This window comes from Rhodoligotrophos sp. CJ14 (assembly GCF_038811545.1).
Classification (GTDB): Bacteria; Pseudomonadota; Alphaproteobacteria; order Rhizobiales; family Im1; genus Rhodoligotrophos; species Rhodoligotrophos ferricapiens.
In genome coordinates this window covers 3,834,814-3,851,172 of record NZ_CP133319.1, presented here as the reverse complement: position 1 = coordinate 3,851,172, position 16,359 = coordinate 3,834,814, and the positions used below count along the sequence as shown (strand labels likewise).

At 63.0% G+C, this 16,359-nt stretch carries 15 protein-coding genes; 9 read left to right on the top strand and 6 right to left on the bottom strand.

The genetic code is table 11. The features are described from left to right. Positions 1-9 precede the first annotated feature (9 nt). From RCF49_RS17990 to RCF49_RS17950, 9 genes are all read left to right on the top strand, one after another. A complete protein-coding gene (locus RCF49_RS17990) occupies positions 10-690 on the top strand; it encodes an energy-coupling factor ABC transporter ATP-binding protein (RefSeq protein WP_342641162.1) in 681 nt (226 codons plus the stop codon). Then, positions 687-1,352, top strand: a complete 666-nt coding sequence (locus RCF49_RS17985) for an energy-coupling factor transporter transmembrane component T family protein (RefSeq protein ID WP_342641161.1) — start codon at positions 687-689, stop codon at positions 1,350-1,352. Before RCF49_RS17990 ends, RCF49_RS17985 begins: the two co-directional genes overlap by 4 nt. Further along, positions 1,349-1,927, top strand: coding sequence for a biotin transporter BioY (locus RCF49_RS17980; RefSeq protein WP_342641160.1), 579 nt, complete (start codon positions 1,349-1,351; stop codon positions 1,925-1,927). The genes RCF49_RS17985 and RCF49_RS17980 overlap by 4 nt, the downstream gene beginning before the upstream one ends. Then, positions 1,924-3,135: a YbfB/YjiJ family MFS transporter gene (locus tag RCF49_RS17975; RefSeq protein WP_342641159.1), complete on the top strand. Its 1,212-nt coding sequence runs from the start codon at positions 1,924-1,926 to the stop codon at positions 3,133-3,135. Before RCF49_RS17980 ends, RCF49_RS17975 begins: the two co-directional genes overlap by 4 nt. Before the next feature lie 257 nt (positions 3,136-3,392). After that, complete coding sequence (locus RCF49_RS17970; protein WP_342641158.1) at positions 3,393-4,709, top strand: DEAD/DEAH box helicase; 1,317 nt, start codon at positions 3,393-3,395, stop codon at positions 4,707-4,709. Between the two features lie 91 nt (positions 4,710-4,800). Beyond that, a complete protein-coding gene (locus RCF49_RS17965) occupies positions 4,801-5,913 on the top strand; it encodes a cis-3-hydroxy-L-proline dehydratase (protein WP_342641157.1) in 1,113 nt (370 codons plus the stop codon). Between the two features lie 127 nt (positions 5,914-6,040). After that, positions 6,041-6,862: an aspartate dehydrogenase gene (locus RCF49_RS17960; RefSeq protein ID WP_342641156.1), complete on the top strand. Its 822-nt coding sequence runs from the start codon at positions 6,041-6,043 to the stop codon at positions 6,860-6,862. Then, complete coding sequence (locus tag RCF49_RS17955) at positions 6,859-8,628, top strand: hypothetical protein (protein WP_342641155.1); 1,770 nt, start codon at positions 6,859-6,861, stop codon at positions 8,626-8,628. The genes RCF49_RS17960 and RCF49_RS17955 overlap by 4 nt, the downstream gene beginning before the upstream one ends. A 15-nt stretch (positions 8,629-8,643) precedes the next feature. Next, positions 8,644-10,299, top strand: a complete 1,656-nt coding sequence (locus RCF49_RS17950) for an FAD-dependent oxidoreductase (RefSeq protein ID WP_342641154.1) — start codon at positions 8,644-8,646, stop codon at positions 10,297-10,299. Positions 10,300-10,448: 149 nt separating this feature from the next. Here RCF49_RS17950 and RCF49_RS17945 read toward each other — a convergent pair whose 3' ends face one another. The 6 genes from RCF49_RS17945 to RCF49_RS17920 all read right to left on the bottom strand — a co-directional run bounded on the left by RCF49_RS17945 (position 10,449) and on the right by RCF49_RS17920 (position 16,358). Further along, positions 10,449-11,750: an NAD(P)/FAD-dependent oxidoreductase gene (locus RCF49_RS17945; RefSeq protein ID WP_342641153.1), complete on the bottom strand. Its 1,302-nt coding sequence runs from the start codon at positions 11,748-11,750 to the stop codon at positions 10,449-10,451. Continuing rightward, positions 11,734-12,495, bottom strand: coding sequence for an ABC transporter ATP-binding protein (locus tag RCF49_RS17940; RefSeq protein WP_342641152.1), 762 nt, complete (start codon positions 12,493-12,495; stop codon positions 11,734-11,736). The genes RCF49_RS17945 and RCF49_RS17940 overlap by 17 nt, the downstream gene beginning before the upstream one ends. Beyond that, the gene (locus RCF49_RS17935) at positions 12,410-13,249 is read right to left on the bottom strand and encodes an ABC transporter ATP-binding protein (RefSeq protein WP_342641151.1); all 840 of its coding nucleotides are present in this window, start codon (positions 13,247-13,249) and stop codon (positions 12,410-12,412) included. The genes RCF49_RS17940 and RCF49_RS17935 overlap by 86 nt, the downstream gene beginning before the upstream one ends. Further along, entirely contained in the window at positions 13,246-14,235 is a 990-nt protein-coding gene (locus RCF49_RS17930; RefSeq protein WP_342641150.1) for an ABC transporter permease subunit, read from the bottom strand. Before RCF49_RS17930 ends, RCF49_RS17935 begins: the two co-directional genes overlap by 4 nt. Then, complete coding sequence (locus RCF49_RS17925; protein ID WP_342641149.1) at positions 14,235-15,179, bottom strand: branched-chain amino acid ABC transporter permease; 945 nt, start codon at positions 15,177-15,179, stop codon at positions 14,235-14,237. The genes RCF49_RS17930 and RCF49_RS17925 overlap by 1 nt, the downstream gene beginning before the upstream one ends. Before the next feature lie 63 nt (positions 15,180-15,242). After that, positions 15,243-16,358: a branched-chain amino acid ABC transporter substrate-binding protein gene (locus RCF49_RS17920; RefSeq protein WP_342641148.1), complete on the bottom strand. Its 1,116-nt coding sequence runs from the start codon at positions 16,356-16,358 to the stop codon at positions 15,243-15,245. Between the last annotated feature and the right edge of the window lies 1 nt (position 16,359).

Here is a 16,359-nt window from a genome sequence, read left to right as displayed (position 1 = left end):
AGCCTGGCCATGGCCATAGTACGATTCGAACAAGTGGTGGTTGAACGGGACGGGCGTAAGAGCCTCGATATCCCGGAGCTGGTGCTCGAGCAGAACCGGGTCGGGCTGATCGGCCTCAATGGCTCGGGCAAGAGCACGCTCCTACGCCTGATCAATGGCCTCGTTACGCCGAGCCACGGCCGCGTGCTGGTCGATGGGCTCGATACGAGGGAGGAAGGTCGCGCGGTTCGCCGTCGAGTGGGCTTCATTTTTCAGAGCCCCGACAACCAGATCGTCTATCCGATCGTGGCGGAAGACATCGCCTTCGGCCTGCGCAATATCGGCGTGCCGAAAACGCAATTGCCCGGCCAAGCCCAAGCCGCCCTGGACCGGCTCGGCATCGGGCATCTCGCGGACCGGCAGAGCCATCTGCTCAGCGGGGGCGAGAAACAATTGGTCGCCCTAGCCGGCGTTTTGGCCATGGCACCGGGGACCATCCTGTTCGATGAGCCAACCTCCGGGCTTGATCTGCGCAATCGCAACCGGGTACGAGACGTGCTCTCTGGGCTCGTCGAGCAGGCTGTCGTTGCGACCCATGATCTTGCGCTAATCTCAGGGTTCGACCGAGTGCTGGTGCTCGATGCGGGATCAATCGTGCTTGATGCGGAGCCAGCTGCGGCCATTGCCTTCTATCAGGAGCGCTTTGCATGACCGGTGCTCTCTATGTGCCAGGCCAGTCGGTACTTCACCGTATCAGCGCCGGATGGAAGCTGGCCGGGCTGTGCATTCTCGGATTGCTGCTGTTCACGACGGATTGGCCGCCGCCACTCTTCGTGGCGCTGGCCGCAAGCGTCGTCGTTCTCCTATCGACCGGCGTTTCGATCGTACAGATTCGGCGGCAATTGACCGGTCCCATCGTCATCATTGCGCTGCTGTTCCTGGCAACGGGACTCTTGTCGTCCTGGCCGATGGCAATTGCCGCCTCGTTACGGCTCGCGGCACTGATCCTGGCAGGCTATGCGGTCACGCTCACCACACCGATCTCGGCCTTTCTCGATGTGATCGAGCGACTGCTCGCACCATTGGATCGGCGCGGGCTCGTCAATGCAGCCCATGTGGCGCTCGCCGTCTCGCTGGTCTTTCGCTTCATTCCGGTGATCATCGATCAGGCGCGGGCCATTCGCGAGGCGCAAGCCGCACGGGGGCTCGAGCGCAGCATTATTGCATTGCTGATCCCACTCATTGTGCATGTGCTGAAAGCCGCCGATGATATAGCATCCGCCATCGACGCCCGCTCCTATCCTCCCATGAGCATCAGTCAGGCAGCCCTGCCCGGGGCCATGAGAAACAGTGCCGAGGATCTCCGTTCATGACGACCCGTGATGTGGTTCTGATCGCCCTGTTCGCAGCGATCACCGTGGCGCTAGGGCTTGCACCGCGCATCCCGCTTGCCTTCCTGCCGGTGCCCATCACGCTGCAGTCACTGGGGCCAATGCTCGCCGGGGCGATGATCGGACCAATCCGCGGGGCGCTCGCCCATGTGCTGGTGGTGCTGCTGGTGGCGATCGGCCTGCCGGTGCTGGCGGGTGGCAGCGGGGGCCTGGGCATATTGGCAGGACCCACGGCCGGCTTCATCTTCGGATGGATCATTGCCGCTTTCGTCACTGGTTTCTTGTGCAAGGCATGGACGCGATCGCCCGCAGCCGGGCGCTCCGCCGGATCGGGGCCATGGAGCAATGTGGCATTGCTGTTTCTCGCCTGCGTGATCGGCGGCATCATCGTGCTCTATGCGTGCGGCGTGGCGTGGCTCGCGCTGGTGACCGGCCTCGGATTTGGCAAAGCGCTGACCGGGGTCGCTGCATTCATTCCGGGCGATCTCATCAAAGCGGCCTTTGCAGCCCTCATTGCCCATAATGTGAGGCGGGCTTACCCGATCGATCTCAAATGACCGCCCGGGGCGTGGGCCAGTCCCCGATGTCCCGCGGTATCATCGTGAGTCGCATGCTGGCACTCGCCATGGCGCCTGCCATTGGGCTTGGAATTGCGCGCTTTGCCTATGCGCTGGTGTTGCCCGACATGCGCGCGAGCCTCGCCTGGAGCTATGCCGAGGCGGGCTGGATGAACACCATCAATGCGCTTGGCTATCTCTTAGGGGCGCTGGCCGCCGGCCGCCTCACCAACCTGATGGGCGAGCGGCGCAGCGCCATCGGCGGAACGCTCGCCGCCGTCATCGCCATGGCGCTGTCGGGCATTACGGGAAACTTCGCTCTGCTGAGCCTTGCGCGTCTTGCGGCCGGGGCCGGGGCTGCGATCGCCATGGTGGCCGGTGGCACGCGCGCCTCGCAATTTGCGAATCACACGCCGGCGCCGGCGCGCACGCTCGGCGTTTTCTATATCGGGCCGAGCATCGGCATTCTCCTCTCGGGCGCCATCGTGCCCGGATTTCTCGCCGCCTCGGGGCCTGGTGCCTGGGACAGCGCGTGGCTGCTGATGGCCGCGCTCGGCGCGGTCCTCCTGCTTTGGTTCGTGATCGGCGCACCGCTCGATGAACCGAGGACCAGTCACGGCACGCGCCGAGGGGAGAATGCAGAGATCCGTCCGATGCTCCTGGCACTGACCAGCTATTTCCTGTTCGGTGCCGGCTATATCGCCTACATGACCTTCATGATCGCCTGGATCCGCGAGATTGGCGGAGGCGTGGTGCTCGAGAGCGTCTTCTGGTGTGTCATCGCGATTGCGGCGATGGCAGGCACGACTCCGCTATCTGGGGTGGTGGGGCGCATGACAGGGGGGCGTGGCCTTGGCGCGATGATCGCGCTGGTGGGCATTGGGTCGGGCGTGCCGCTCGTCATTCCCAGTACGGCGGGTTTGATGGTCTCCGGCGTGGTGTTCGGCATGGCGTTTTTCACAGTGGTTGCCGCGACCACTATCTTTGTCCGCGCGAATTATCGCAGCGAGGCCTGGGCCTCGGGTATCGCCATCATGACCGTGAGCTTCAGCCTCGGCCAGGTGGTGGGACCGGTTGCGATCGGGGTCATCTCGGATGCAACCGGAGATTTGGATGCCGGGCTGTGGCTTTCAGCGGCATTGCTGCTTGCCGGCGCGATCATCGGCTGGCTGCAACCCGCACTGGCCGTGAACCGTGCTGAACGATGATTTGGCTCCTGCAATCCGCGCTTGACTTTCGCAGTGCAACAATCCACTTATCGTGCGCGGGCTTTCGATTGCCCGACGGTGCTTCGGCCGCGTGAACGACCTACCCGCGTTAAGCGACCACTCGTCCTGCCCTGGCATCTCATCATTCATTACACCTTGTTCGCCCGGATCACGCGGGGCGTGCCCGGTAACTGCGCAACAGGATCATCCCTGCGCAAGGGATCCTGCTGCGGAGGACGCAAGAGAGACTTCTGATTTTGACGACTTTTTCCGATCTTGGACTACCGCAATCGATTCTCAAGACATTGGAGCAGGCAGGTTATGAGCGGCCGACGCCGATTCAGGCTCAGGCCATTCCCCTTCTTCTAAAGGGCCGAGACCTTCTCGGCATCGCCGCAACCGGCACAGGCAAGACGGCGGCCTTCGCCCTGCCGATTCTCGCGCAGCTTGCCGACCGCAAGCAGCCGCTGCGGAACCGGTCGTGCCAGGTGCTGGTCTTGAGCCCCACGCGCGAACTCGCCCAGCAGATCGCGGATAGCTTCCTCGTTTATGGCGAGAGCATGCGCATTCGCGTGGCCGTCATCGTGGGTGGCAACAGCTTCGGCAAGCAGGCGCAGCAATTGCAGCGGGGTGTCGACATCGTGGTGGCGACGCCCGGACGGCTGCTTGATCATGCGGATCAAGGCACGCTGCGGCTGGACGCCACGCGTTTCCTGGTGCTCGATGAGGCCGACCACATGCTCGACCTGGGCTTCATCCCCGCGGTCAAGCGTATCGTACGGAACCTGCCGGCAGAACGGCAGAACCTGTTCTTCTCGGCAACCATGCCCAAGGAAATCGCAGGGCTCGCCGCCGAACTCCTGGACAATCCCGAGCGCGTGTCCGTCACGCCTGCCTCAACACCGGCCGAGCGCATCGACCAGAAGATCGTTCATGTGGCGGCGGGGCACAAAGTGCGGCTGCTGACCGAGCTTCTGGCCACAAGGCAAGCGGAGCGGGTCCTGGTGTTCACCCGCACCAAGCGCGGGGCCGATCGCGTGGCGATCAGCCTGGAGAAGGCCGGCATTGGCGCTGCCGCCATTCACGGCAATAAGAGCCAGCCACAGCGGCAGCGGGCGCTCAACGGCTTCAAGGCGGGCGACACGCCGATCCTGGTGGCGACGGACATCGCCGCACGCGGCATCGATATCGACGGGATCTCGCTTGTCGTGCAGTACGATCTGCCGGAAGTACCCGAGACTTATGTGCATCGCATCGGCCGTACGGCCCGCGCCGGCGCCAGCGGCACAGCGGTCTCGTTCTGCGCACCGGACGATCAGCCTCTGCTCCGGGCGATCGAAAAAGTGACCCGACGGACCATTCCTGCCGAGACAGATCCGGCATCGGTTGCGGAACTTGCCGCAGCCGCGCCGGCAGCGCGTCGGCAAGGCCGCGGCGGCCCACGGGATGGGGTGAAAGCTCAGCGACCACAAGGCCGTCGGCATCCGGAGCAGCGCGCCCAGCAGGGCCGGTCATTTGGCGGTCAGCGGCGGCCGAACCGCGCGCCCCAGCGCACGGCAGAAGTTCTGGCCTAAACTATCCGGTTCAGCGGTGATGTGGGCCGGCCTTGCCAGGCCGGTCACAATAAGCGACTGTGCGTGATCACATCGATGAGGCTTGCGTCTCATGAAGATCACGCGCATCTCAGCCTTTCAGATCGATCTGCCCCTCAAAGAGGGACGGTATGCCTGGTCAAATGGCAATTTCGTCGAGGTCTTCGACACCACCATAGTGGCGGTCGAGACGGATGCGGGCATCACGGGCTATGGTGAGGCCTGTCCGCTGGGCCCCGCCTATCTTCCCGCCTATGCGGCCGGCGTGCGAGCCGGTCTTGCCCAGCTCGCTCCTTCTCTGATCGGCCAGGATCCGCGCCAGCTCGCCTCGATCAACCGCATCATGGATGCGGCCATGCGCGGCCATCCTTACGTGAAATCACCGATCGACATGGCGTGCTGGGATATTCTTGGCAAGGCCTGCGGGCTGCCTATCTATATGCTTCTGGGCGGCGCCGAGCAGGCCCAAGTTGCGCTCTATCGGGCGATCTCGCAGCAAAGGCCGGACGAGATGGCGGCCAAGGTCAAAGCTTACCGAAACGAGGGCTATCGCAAATTCCAGCTCAAGGTGGGCGGGGCTGATGCGGACGAGGACATTGCCCGGATCAAGGCTTGCGCCGCAATGCTCGAGGCCGGCGACATCCTGGTGGCGGATGCCAATACCGGTTGGACGATGCACGAGGCCGCCCGGGTGGTGAACGGGGTGCGGGATGTGGATGTCTATATCGAGCAGCCCTGCAAATCCTACGAGGAATGCCTGACCATCCGGCGCCGGACCAGCCTGCCCTTCGTGCTGGACGAGGTGATCGATGGATTGCCCATGCTGCTGCGCGGCCTGCAGGATGGCGCCATGGACGTGATCAACCTCAAGATCTCCAAGGTCGGCGGGCTGACCAAGGCCCGGCAAATCCGCGACCTCTGCGTGGCGCAAGGTGTCGCCATGACCATCGAGGACAGCTGGGGCGGTGATATCGTCACCGCCGCGATTGCTCATCTCGCCCGATCCACGCCGGAGGAGTTTCTGTTCTCGGCCACCGACTTCAACAGTTACGGGACGAAGACGATCGCCGAGGGTGCGCCGCAACGTGTTAACGGCTCCATGACAGCGGCCGAGCGGCCGGGACTTGGGATCGCCCCCCTCGCCGGAGCACTGGGCGCGTCCGTATTGTCGGTGGGCTCACTCTAAACCGTCGGTATGCGCTACGGTCACGTATAAGACTTTTTGCGTGAAAAGTGTATGCAGTTTGGTGGACAACTGCGTGCTGCAGTGACAGAATTGCCAAGCATTTCGTCAGTCATTTCCACAAGGCAGCATGCTCGCTATGGCGAACAGGGCCAATAGAGTTCCCATTGCGCTGATTGGATTTGGCGCCATAGGCTCGAGCCTCTGGAGCAGGCTTCGTGACGACGAGACCGCCGCAGTTCGATGGGTTCTCCTGCCGGATGACTCGAAACGCAGTCTGCCCCCAGGCATTAGGCGGGTACGTGATGCGCAAGCCATGGTGGCTGAGCAGCCACGCCTGGTTGTCGAATGTGCGGGGCATGCGGGTTTGCGGGAGCACGGCCCTCACCTGCTCCAATCCGGCATTCCCCTGATCATCGCTTCCGTCGGCGCACTTGCCGATGACAGTTTGCGTTCCGCTCTCGACGCGGCCGCAGCCGAAGGCAGGTCACGCTATATCACTGTTGCGGGCGCAATCGGCGGGCTCGATGCGCTTGGCGCCGCGCGTCTCGCAGGACTTCAGCGGGTCGTCTATACCGGGCGCAAGCCACCGCTCGCCTGGCTCGGCACGCAAGCCGAGCAGGAGTTCGCCCTGGATGACGTAAGGAAAGCTCAGGTGATCTTTCGCGGGTCGGCCAGGGATGCTGCGCTCGCCTATCCCAAGAATGCCAATGTCACTGCGGCGGTGGCCCTGGCCGGCATCGGCTTTGATGCAACGCAAGTCGAGCTGGTGGCGGATCCGCATGCTGAAGGCAATCGGCATGAAATCACCGCAGAGGGGGCATTCGGCCAGCTGCATTTCGAGATCAGCAATCGGCCGCTGCCGGATAATCCGAAGACCTCATGGCTTGCGGCCCTCAGCGTCGAGCAGGCCGTTCGATCAATGATCAGCGCGTTTGGAGCGTCAGTATGAGTATGGGGATTACCGGTCCTGATCTTGATCGCACCGAAATTTTCCCGGAAGGCGCCATTGATGGGCTCGGCGCCTTCGCGAAAGGCATGAAGCTTGCCCGCGATGTGCAGGTTGGCCGCTCAGCCTTCCTAGAGAAGCACGGTCTTGCCTCAGAACTCGCATTCAAGCGGCAGGAGATGGCGGCTGGCCGGCTGATGTTTCATGCCCAGATCGGCTATCGCTCGCTGCAGGCCAGCAAGCGCGCGTGGGCGGATATTCACGACCGGCTCGACGCGCGCGGATGGGCGCCCGACCGCTACGGGATCTGCCTTGACTGGAGCATGGGCTATGCACGACGCGATCGCTCGCGGCGGCGCAAGGGCACGGGCCTCATTCTCAACAAGCCGGAGGATTTCATCGCGCTCACCGCCATGGCACCGGTTGCGCCGCATTTCGGCGATTTCGTGCTGGGCATGCCAGCGGCCGTCGAGAATACGAGCGCGGCCCTGCTTGCCGGGTCGACCACCATCGGCAACCTCTCGCAATATTTCACCTTCCGCCTGCCGGACTGGCAGGATGACGTGGGCACCACGCTTGCCACAGTGGAAGCGCTCGGATTGCTCAAAGGTCAGCCCACAGAGATCCTGGTTCATTCCAATCTCGATGATGGCTATGCGGCGTGGGTCGAGGATATGGGCACAGCACTTGGCTGCGCCATGATCGAGCGCTGGATCGTGGAGGACCTGATGGGCCTGCCGCTCGGCCAATGCTTCGGCCATACCTTCACCGATCCGGTCAAACGGCTCGCCTTCAAGATGGCGCTGGCGCGAGCCAATCCGACGCCGGGCACCATGCTCTATGGCAATACAACGCTCTACAGGGCAAATGCGGCGGAGAATTACGGCGCGCTGTCCAGCTACATCATGGTCGATATGATCGGGCAGCTCACGGCACCCAGCGGGCATGCGGTCACACCCATTCCCGTCACTGAAGCCCAGCGCATTCCCGATGTGGACGAGATCGTCAATGCGCATATGGCTGCCCGACGGCTTGCGGAACGGCTGCCTCTCACCATGCCCCTCATCAATGATGCCGAGGCGGCCGCACTGGTCGAGCCCTTGGAGGCCAGGGCGCGGTCGTTCATGGCGCGGGTGCTCAGCGCGTTTTCGGATGCGGGGATCAATATGGAGGATCCGGCCGAGCTGCTTCTTGCCATGCGGCGCATCGGACCGGGACGGCTCGAAGCCTGGTATGCGGACCCGAGCGAGGAAGCGCCGAGAATTGCGTCGGCCTTCGTCGATGAAATCGAGGAGCTGGCGGATGAGGAGCTGGCGGGGGTGGCCGAGAATGACAGGCACATTCTCCGACAAACGGCGCCGGTGGTGGTGGTCGGCGCAACGGATGTCCATTTCTACGGAAAGCGGCTGATCGAGACCATGCTCAGACGGATCGATGTCGAGCCGATCGATGGCGGCGTGAGCGTCGAGCCGGCAAGGCTCGCGGATGCCTGCGCGCTCGCCGGTGCGCAGGCGGTCTGCATTTCCACCTATAACGGGGTGGCGCTCAGCTTCGTGCAGACCCTCAAAGGCGAGCTTGCCCGCCGCAAGCTTGCCATTCCAATCTATGTGGGCGGACGGCTAAACGAGGTGTTGGAAGATACCGGCAGCGATCTGCCCAGCGACGTGGCCCAGGAGCTGCGGCAGCTTGGCGTAACACCCTGCAGCACTGTGCGGGATTTTCTCACCGATCTCGCCCAGCGCAGCCGCCGGGCCTCAGCCTCCTCCTAGCGTTAGGTGCTCTGAATGGTCTCCAATGTGCTTTGGACGCCGCGGGATGGCACGCGGTTCGATGTGGTGGTGGTCGGCTCGGGTTCGGCAGCGCTGGCGGCGGCGCTCACTGCCGCCGATGGCGGCGCCTCGGTGCTGATCCTCGAGAAGAGCGACCGGATCGGCGGCACGAGCGCGATGTCGGGCGCCGGCACCTGGATCCCCAACAATCATCATGCGAAGGCTGCGGGCATTGCCGATAGCGAGGAGGAGGCGCTGGCCTATCTCCATTCGGCCTCACCCACGGGGTGGGATCAGCACGAGGCGGAGCTGTGGGGGAGCTTCGTGCGCAATGCGCCGGAGCTCTTGAAATTCCTGGAAGCCAAGACGCCCTTGCGCTTCCAGCTTCTGTCGGAGCCCGATCCCATGGCCGAGCGGGACGGGGGCAAGGCGCAGGGGCGCATGCTTTCGCCTTACGCGCTGTCGCGGCGGATTTTGGGGCCGCTCGGGGCCAGGCTGCGGCGCTCGACGCTGCCGCATCTGTTCACCTATGGCGAGGTGATTGCGATCGATCCCTATCACCACCCGGCCCAAGCAGGGCTGAAGCTGCTGCCGACCTTGGTGAAGCGCGCCTTGACCGACACGCGCGGCCAGGGTTCGGCGCTGATCACGGGGCTGCTCAAAGGGTGCATCGACCATGGCTGCCGGCTCGGGCTCGGGATCGGCGCCAAGGATCTGGTGCAGGATGAGACGGGTGCCGTGACAGGGGTGAAGGTCGAGGATGGTGGCCGGGAGGTGATCATCGAGGCCAAGCGCGGAGTGGTGCTGGCTACGGGCGGGTTCGAATGGAACCCCGCACTGTTCGAGCAACATTTTCCCGGCGGAGCCGAGCGTATCGGCAGCCCACGCTCGAATACCGGCGATGGCCAGGTGATGGCGAAGCGCGCCGGGGCGAGGCTCGAGCGGATGGATCAGGCCAATGTTCATCCCTGCCTGCCCACCATCTATGAAGGCGAGCTGCACGGGCTTCCCATGACCTTTCAGGCTGAGCCCACGGCGATCGTGATCAATGGGCAAGGTGTACGTTTTGCCAGCGAATATGACTACAATCTCGGCGAGGCGCTCGACCGGCGCGATCCGGTTACCGGCAAGGCGGTCAACACGCCGGCCTGGGTGATTGCCGATAGCGATTTTCTCACCCGTTCCCTGCCCTTCCGCTGGTACGCGCGGAAACACCCGGGATGGATCCGTAAGGCATCCTCTCTCCGCGAGCTTGCGGGAATGATCAATGTGCCAGTGGATGCGCTGGAGGCAACGGTTGCGCGCTATAACCAGTTCGCGCGCGCGGGCCGAGATGAAGACTTCCACCGGGGTGAAACCGTGTGGGAGCGCTATAAGAGCAAGGGCGGCAAGGGACGCTATCCCAATCCGACCATGGCACCGCTGGAGAAAGCGCCATTCATCGCGCTCAGCCTTAATCGGGCGGTGCTCGGCACCAAGGGCGGCGCGCGCACCAATGCACGCGGGCAAGTGCTGCGGGACGATGACAGCGTGATCCCCGGGCTCTATTGCGCTGGCAATGCGATGGCCAATCCCATCGGCACTCGTGCGGTGGGCGCAGGGACCACGATCGGGCCCTGCATGACCTGGGGCTATATTTGCGGGAAGAGCCTGCTCACGGATAATCGGTGAGCGCTGCGGGGTTGAGGTAACGAACATGCTTTTCGTTCTGGGCTCCTGGATCACCGGGGCAAGCCCGGTGATGACGGAAGCGGCTGACCTGCGACGAGCACCGGGTAGCCGGTGGTGATGACGGGAGGAGACGAGGCCAGGTTGCCAGCCTACTTATCCAGCCGGTCCTGGATCCGGTGCAGCGGGTGGATGAAGCGCGCGACCTGCACGGCGATGCCATGGGAGGGTACGGTGCGGAGAGGCGTGACCGGAACGGGGCTCTCGTCTTCGGTGATATTGCCGGTGAGCAAACGGGCCGCAAGGGCGCCAACCTGCTGGCTGAGCGCCACGCCGCGACCCGAGTAGATGCCCGCGAATAGCGCGTTCTTGCCCAAGCGCATGATGCGCGGCAAGCTGTCGGGCACAACGCCCAGGATGCCCTCCCAGTATTCCTGAATGGGCGTGTCGCTCAGCTGCGGGAATGTCTCGTGGAGATGACGGGCGACCTTGCGCTTGCCGCGCGCCTCGGCATCGTGCCACACCGTGTGGGTGCCGCCACTGACGAGGCCGCCCTCGGCATCGCGGCGATAGGCACGAATATCGCGGCGCGTATCGGACATGGCCATATTGGCCGGCATCACCGTGGCGAGCAGGTTGCCGGAGATGGGCGCCGTTGCGGCCTGAAATACCCGCACAGGAATGACTGCGCGCGCAAGATCGGGCCAGAAGGCGCCAGTCAATGCATTGGTGGCGATGATGATCTTGCCCGCACGCAGTCGCGCACCGCTGCCACATGCGATGAGCCAAGCTTCGCCATCGGGGCTGATCTTCACCACCGGGGTCTGCTCGAAGATCACGCAGCCAGCGGCTTCCGCCGCGCGCGCGAGCCCTAGAACAAAGGCATAGGGATTGATGTGACCGCCGCTTTTAGCTCGCCAGCCGCCAGGGTAGTTCCTGGTACCGGACCGCTCGGCCAATTCATCGGCGGAGACCGCGGTCACGGATGCGCCTAAGGCTTGCCATTCCTGCACGAATTTGCGGGCGCGGGCCAAGGCCGCCTCGCTGTGGCAGGCCTGCATCCAGCCATTCTGGACCCCGTCGCATTGGATACCGAGGTCGCGCATCCTCTGGAACGCGCTTTCGGCCGCGCCGGCCACCATCAGGTTATAGGCGTCGCCACGCTTGGCGCCCAACATTTCGCGAATTTCGCTCGGGGCCGCCTTCGAGTGATGCGGAATGACCTGGCCGTTATTGCGGCCCGATGCCGCTTGGCCGATACGCAACTGCTCGAGCAAAACCACCTTAGCGCCGAGCTTGCACAGCTCAAGCGCTGCAACCAGGCCGGTGAAGCCGCCGCCGATAACCGCGACCTCGGTGTCCATGTCGTGGTCAAGCCGCGGCCGCAGGATCTCCTTTTCCTTCGAAATCTTCCGCCAGTGATGCGGTATCGCGGGATCAATGGGCCGGGGCATTGCTGGCCTCGAGATGGCTGTGACCCGCGAGGTAGAGTTCCGCCAGGCTCGGGTCGGACATCAGCTTCGCGGCACCGCCCTCCAGCCGGCAGTGGCCGGATTCCAAGACATAGGCGTAATCGCCTACCTCGAGTGCCAGGCGCACGTTCTGCTCGACCAGCACGACCGATATGTCCTTCTTCGCAAGGTCCAGCACGATCTCGAAGATCTGGTGAATGAGCTTCGGCGCAAGCCCAAGCGAAGGTTCGTCAAGCAAGATCACCGAAGGCTGGGCCATCAAGGAGCGGCCGATCGCCAGCATCTGCTGCTGACCGCCCGACATGCGGCTGGCCAGGGAGTGGCGGCGCTCACGCAGAACCGGGAAGAGATCGTAGACCTCGTCGCGGATCTCGGCGAAGCTCTTGCGGCCACGATCGATGAAGGCGGCCTGCAGGTTTTCTTCCACCGTAAGCCGCTGAAAGATCTGACGTCCTTCCGGGCATTGCGCGAGGCCCGAGCCCACGATGCGATGCGCCTTCCAGCCGGTGATGTCCTGCCCATCGAAGGTGACACGGCCACCCTGAATGGTGCACATGCCGGAGATGGCGTTCATCAGGGTGGATTTGCCCGCGCCATTGGCGCCGAGCACCACCACGATCTCGCCCCGCATAAGCTTCAGGTCAATGTCGAATAGGATCCGCGTTGACCCGTAGCCCGCGTTCAGCTTTTCGACTTTGAGCAACGGCTCGGATGGACTCGATGTCATCGACTGTACCCAAATAGGCCTGTTGAACCTGCTCATTGGCCTGAATTTCAGCCGGCGTGCCGACGGCGAGCAAGGCTCCGTGGTGGAGGACAATGACCCGGTCGCAGAGGGTCATCACGAGATCCATATCGTGTTCGACCACGATCAGGATCAGATCCGGCCGGCGGAGGGCTGAGAGGCGTTGCTTGAGCTCCAGCGTCTCCGCATGGTTCAGGCCGGCCGCCGGTTCGTCCAGCAGGAGAACGCGAGGCTCGCGCACGAGGGCGCGCGCGATTTCGAGCATGCGCTGGCGCCCATAGGACAGGCTCTCCGCATCCTGGTCGGCGGCATCGGCGAGCGCGAATTGGTCAAGCAGCTTGCGGCAGTGGCTCAACCGGTCCGCCTGCCGCGTCTTCCCATAGCCGGGGATGAAGATCTCCTTCCAAACGCCGCCGACGTCGCGCGGGTAAAGGCAGACCTCCAGGTTGTCCATCACGCTCATCTGCTCGAAGAGGCGGATGTTCTGATAGGTGCGCGCTATGCCGGCCAGGCTGATCTCGTGCTTTTTCAGGGTGTGCACGGGCTTGCCATCAAGCAAGATCGCCCCGGTGGATACGGTATAGGAGCCGGCGGCCATATTGATCAGGGTCGACTTGCCCGCACCATTCGGCCCGATGATGCCGTAGATCAGGCCCGGCTCGAAGGTGAGGTTCACATCATCGGTGGCGATCACCGAGCCGAAGCGCTTGGAGACATGATCGAAAACGAGAGTCATCGGGAGCGGAACCATGCAAAGAGACTGGCCGGCGTGAAGCTGCGGGGCACAAGGCCATGGGGCCTCACAATGATCAGCACGGCCATCAGCAGGCCGAGCAGCAGCATGCGGTATTCCGCATAATCGCGCAGGAGCTCCGGCAGGAGGATGAGAATAAAGGCGCCGGCGATGACACCGAGAATATTGCCGACACCGCCAATCACGATGATCAGCACGATGAGCACCGATTCCTGGAAGGTGAAGCTCTCGGGGCTCACGAAGCGCTGAAAGGAGGCGAAGATCACGCCAGCGATCGAGCCGATGGTCGCGCTGATCGCAAAGGCGGCCAGCTTGGCATTGGTGGTGTTGATGCCGATGCCACGCGCGGCATCCTGATCCTCGCGGATCGCCATCCAGGCTTTGCCGAGAATGGAATTCTGCAAGCGCCAGACAACAATGCCAACGATGATGCAGGTGACCAGCAAAAGCCAGAAGATGTCCTTGGGCGTCGATATGGTCAGACCGAACATGTTGATCCGGTCGATCGATGCAATTCCCTTCGGCCCGTTGGTGACGCGGTCGGCATTGTTGATGAGGACCCGGATGATCTCGCCGAAGCCCAGGGTGACAATGGCGAGATAGTCGCCACGCAATCGCAGAACCGGTATGCCGAGCAGGATTCCCGCAATGGCGCCGAGCAGGCTGGCGATCAGCAGGATCAGGAGAAATGGCAGGTGCAGATCAAGCTGGGGGCTGGCCAGAAGCGCGTAGGTATAGGCGCCTATCGCGTAGAAGGCCACGAAGCCCAAATCGAGAAGGCCGGCATAGCCGATCACGATGTTGAGGCCCATGCCGAGCAGAATATAGATCAGAATGCTGTCCAGCACCCGGACATAGTAGTTTGGCATGAAGGGGACGCAGGCCGCGAGCACGATGGCGGCCAGGATGAGCGCCACCCCTACCAGCTTTGTGGGCTTGGGCACCACATTCGCCGCAGACACGCTCATCAGAAGTCCCTCTTATAGACCATGGTCTCTTCCGAAACGCGCTCGCCGAGCAGGCCCGAAGGCTTGAACAGCAGCACGAGGATGAGGGCCGCAAAGGCGAAGATGTCGCGGTATTCCGTGCCGAGATAACCGTTGGTCAGGATCGGAAGCATCGCGGTGCCGAACACCTCGAGAATTCCCAGAATGAAGCCGCCGATCATGGCGCCTGGAATGCTGCCAATGCCGCCGAGAATGGCGGCCGTGAAGGCCTTGAGGCCGACAATCACTCCCATGGTGGGCGTCATCACGCCGTAATAGCTGGCATAGAGAATGCCGGCGATCGCGCCGAGGCCCGGGCCGATGAAGAAGATGAGGCTGATCGCCCGGTCGATATTGATGCCCAAGAGCTGGGCCGTGCGCATGTTTTCAGACACGGCGCGCACATTGATGCCGAGCCGCGTTCCCGCCACGAAGCGGTTGAGCGCGAACATCAGAAGCAAGGCGCAAAGAATGATGCCGATCTGGACCGTGGTGATATTGGCGCCGGCAAATTGCAGGTTTATCGCTGGGAAGAGGCTCGCAAAGCCGATCGGCTGAGGACCTGCCACGAGCTGCACTGCCGCCTGGATCGCGAGTGAAATGCCGAGCGAGCTCAGCATGGGCGCAAGCCGGGAGCTGTGGCGCAGGGGTTTGTAGGCTGCCCGTTCGATCGCGACGCCGATGAGGCCTACCGCTACGAATGCCGCGAGGAAAATGACCAGCGCGCCCCAGAATCCAGCGCCGTTCGGGAAAAGGAAGATGACCACGATCAGTGCCGCATAGGCGCCGAGCATGAACATTTCACCATGGGCGAAGTTGATGAGGCGAAGCACCCCATAGACCATGGTGTAGCCAAGGGCGATCAGCGCATAGATCGCGCCGATCGTCAGAGCGTTGACAGCCTGCTGAACGATCAATCCCGTCATGGCACCGCTTCAAACCGTGTGGGCCTGTGCGGGCGCCGTTGCGGACGGCACCCGCAGCGAGGGTCAGGTGCCGCTCTTGCCAGCCAGAACGAAGCCGTCGTCCTTGACTTCATAAAGGAAGATCGGCGCGGTGGTCAGCTCTCCCTCGGGCGTGAAGGCGATGGGGCCCAGGGCGGAATCGAATTTCACATTGTGCAGAACTTCGAGAATACCTTCGCGGGTCGGCTCCTCGGCCATCTTCACGGCCTCACCCAGGATCTGGGCTGCCACATAGCCGTAGATCGAGTAAGCGCCGGCGTCCTGCCCGAACTTCTCCTTGTAGGACGCCGCAAATTTCTTCAGCGCCTCACTGGAATCCATGGGCGGAACCTGGAACGAAACCAGCACGCCCTGCGCTGCTTCCTTTCCGGCCTGGTTGATCAGGTCAGGCGTATAGCCACCATCGGGCGTGATGAGCCGAGCATTGAGGCCCTGCTCCTTCATCTGCTTGGCGAAGAGCGCAAGCTGCGGCATCACCGCTCCGAGATAGACGACATCGGGCTGCTGCTGCTTGAGCTGGGTGATGAGCGCGGTGAAATCCACATCGGTCGGGTTGACCGAAGACATGGAGGTCACCGTACCACCCGCCTTCTTGAAATTGTCGGAGAAAATCTCGGCAACGCCCTGGCCAAAGGCCTGCTTGTCGTGGACCACTGCGGCCTTTTCAGCCTTCAGTGTTTCGCGCGCGTATTGCGCGGGAAATCCGGCCTGAGCAAAGTCGTTGGCAATCGGCCGCACGATATGCTTGAAGCCCTGCTGCGTGATGGTCGGGTTCGATGCGATGTTGATCTGCGGCAGATCGCAGTCGGAATAGATCGGCAAAGCGGGCAGCGCCACGCCGCTGTTGAAGTGGGCGAGAACTGCCACGATCGAATCGTCGTCGCAGAATTTCTGGGCAACGAGGGTGCCTTCACGCGGGTCGGCCTTGTCGTCCTCGCCGTGGAAGACGAAGGTGTGGCCATTGATGCCGCCGGCCGCATTCACCTCATCGAAATACATGCGCATGCCATTCTGCAGCGTGGTGCCGAAATAGGCCTGCGGGCCCGAAATCGGTGCCGCAGCGCCGACACCCAACTCATCGGCTTGTGCAGTGGCCGTCAGCAGCAAGGCAGCGACGATTCCAGCAATCGTCTTCTTCATT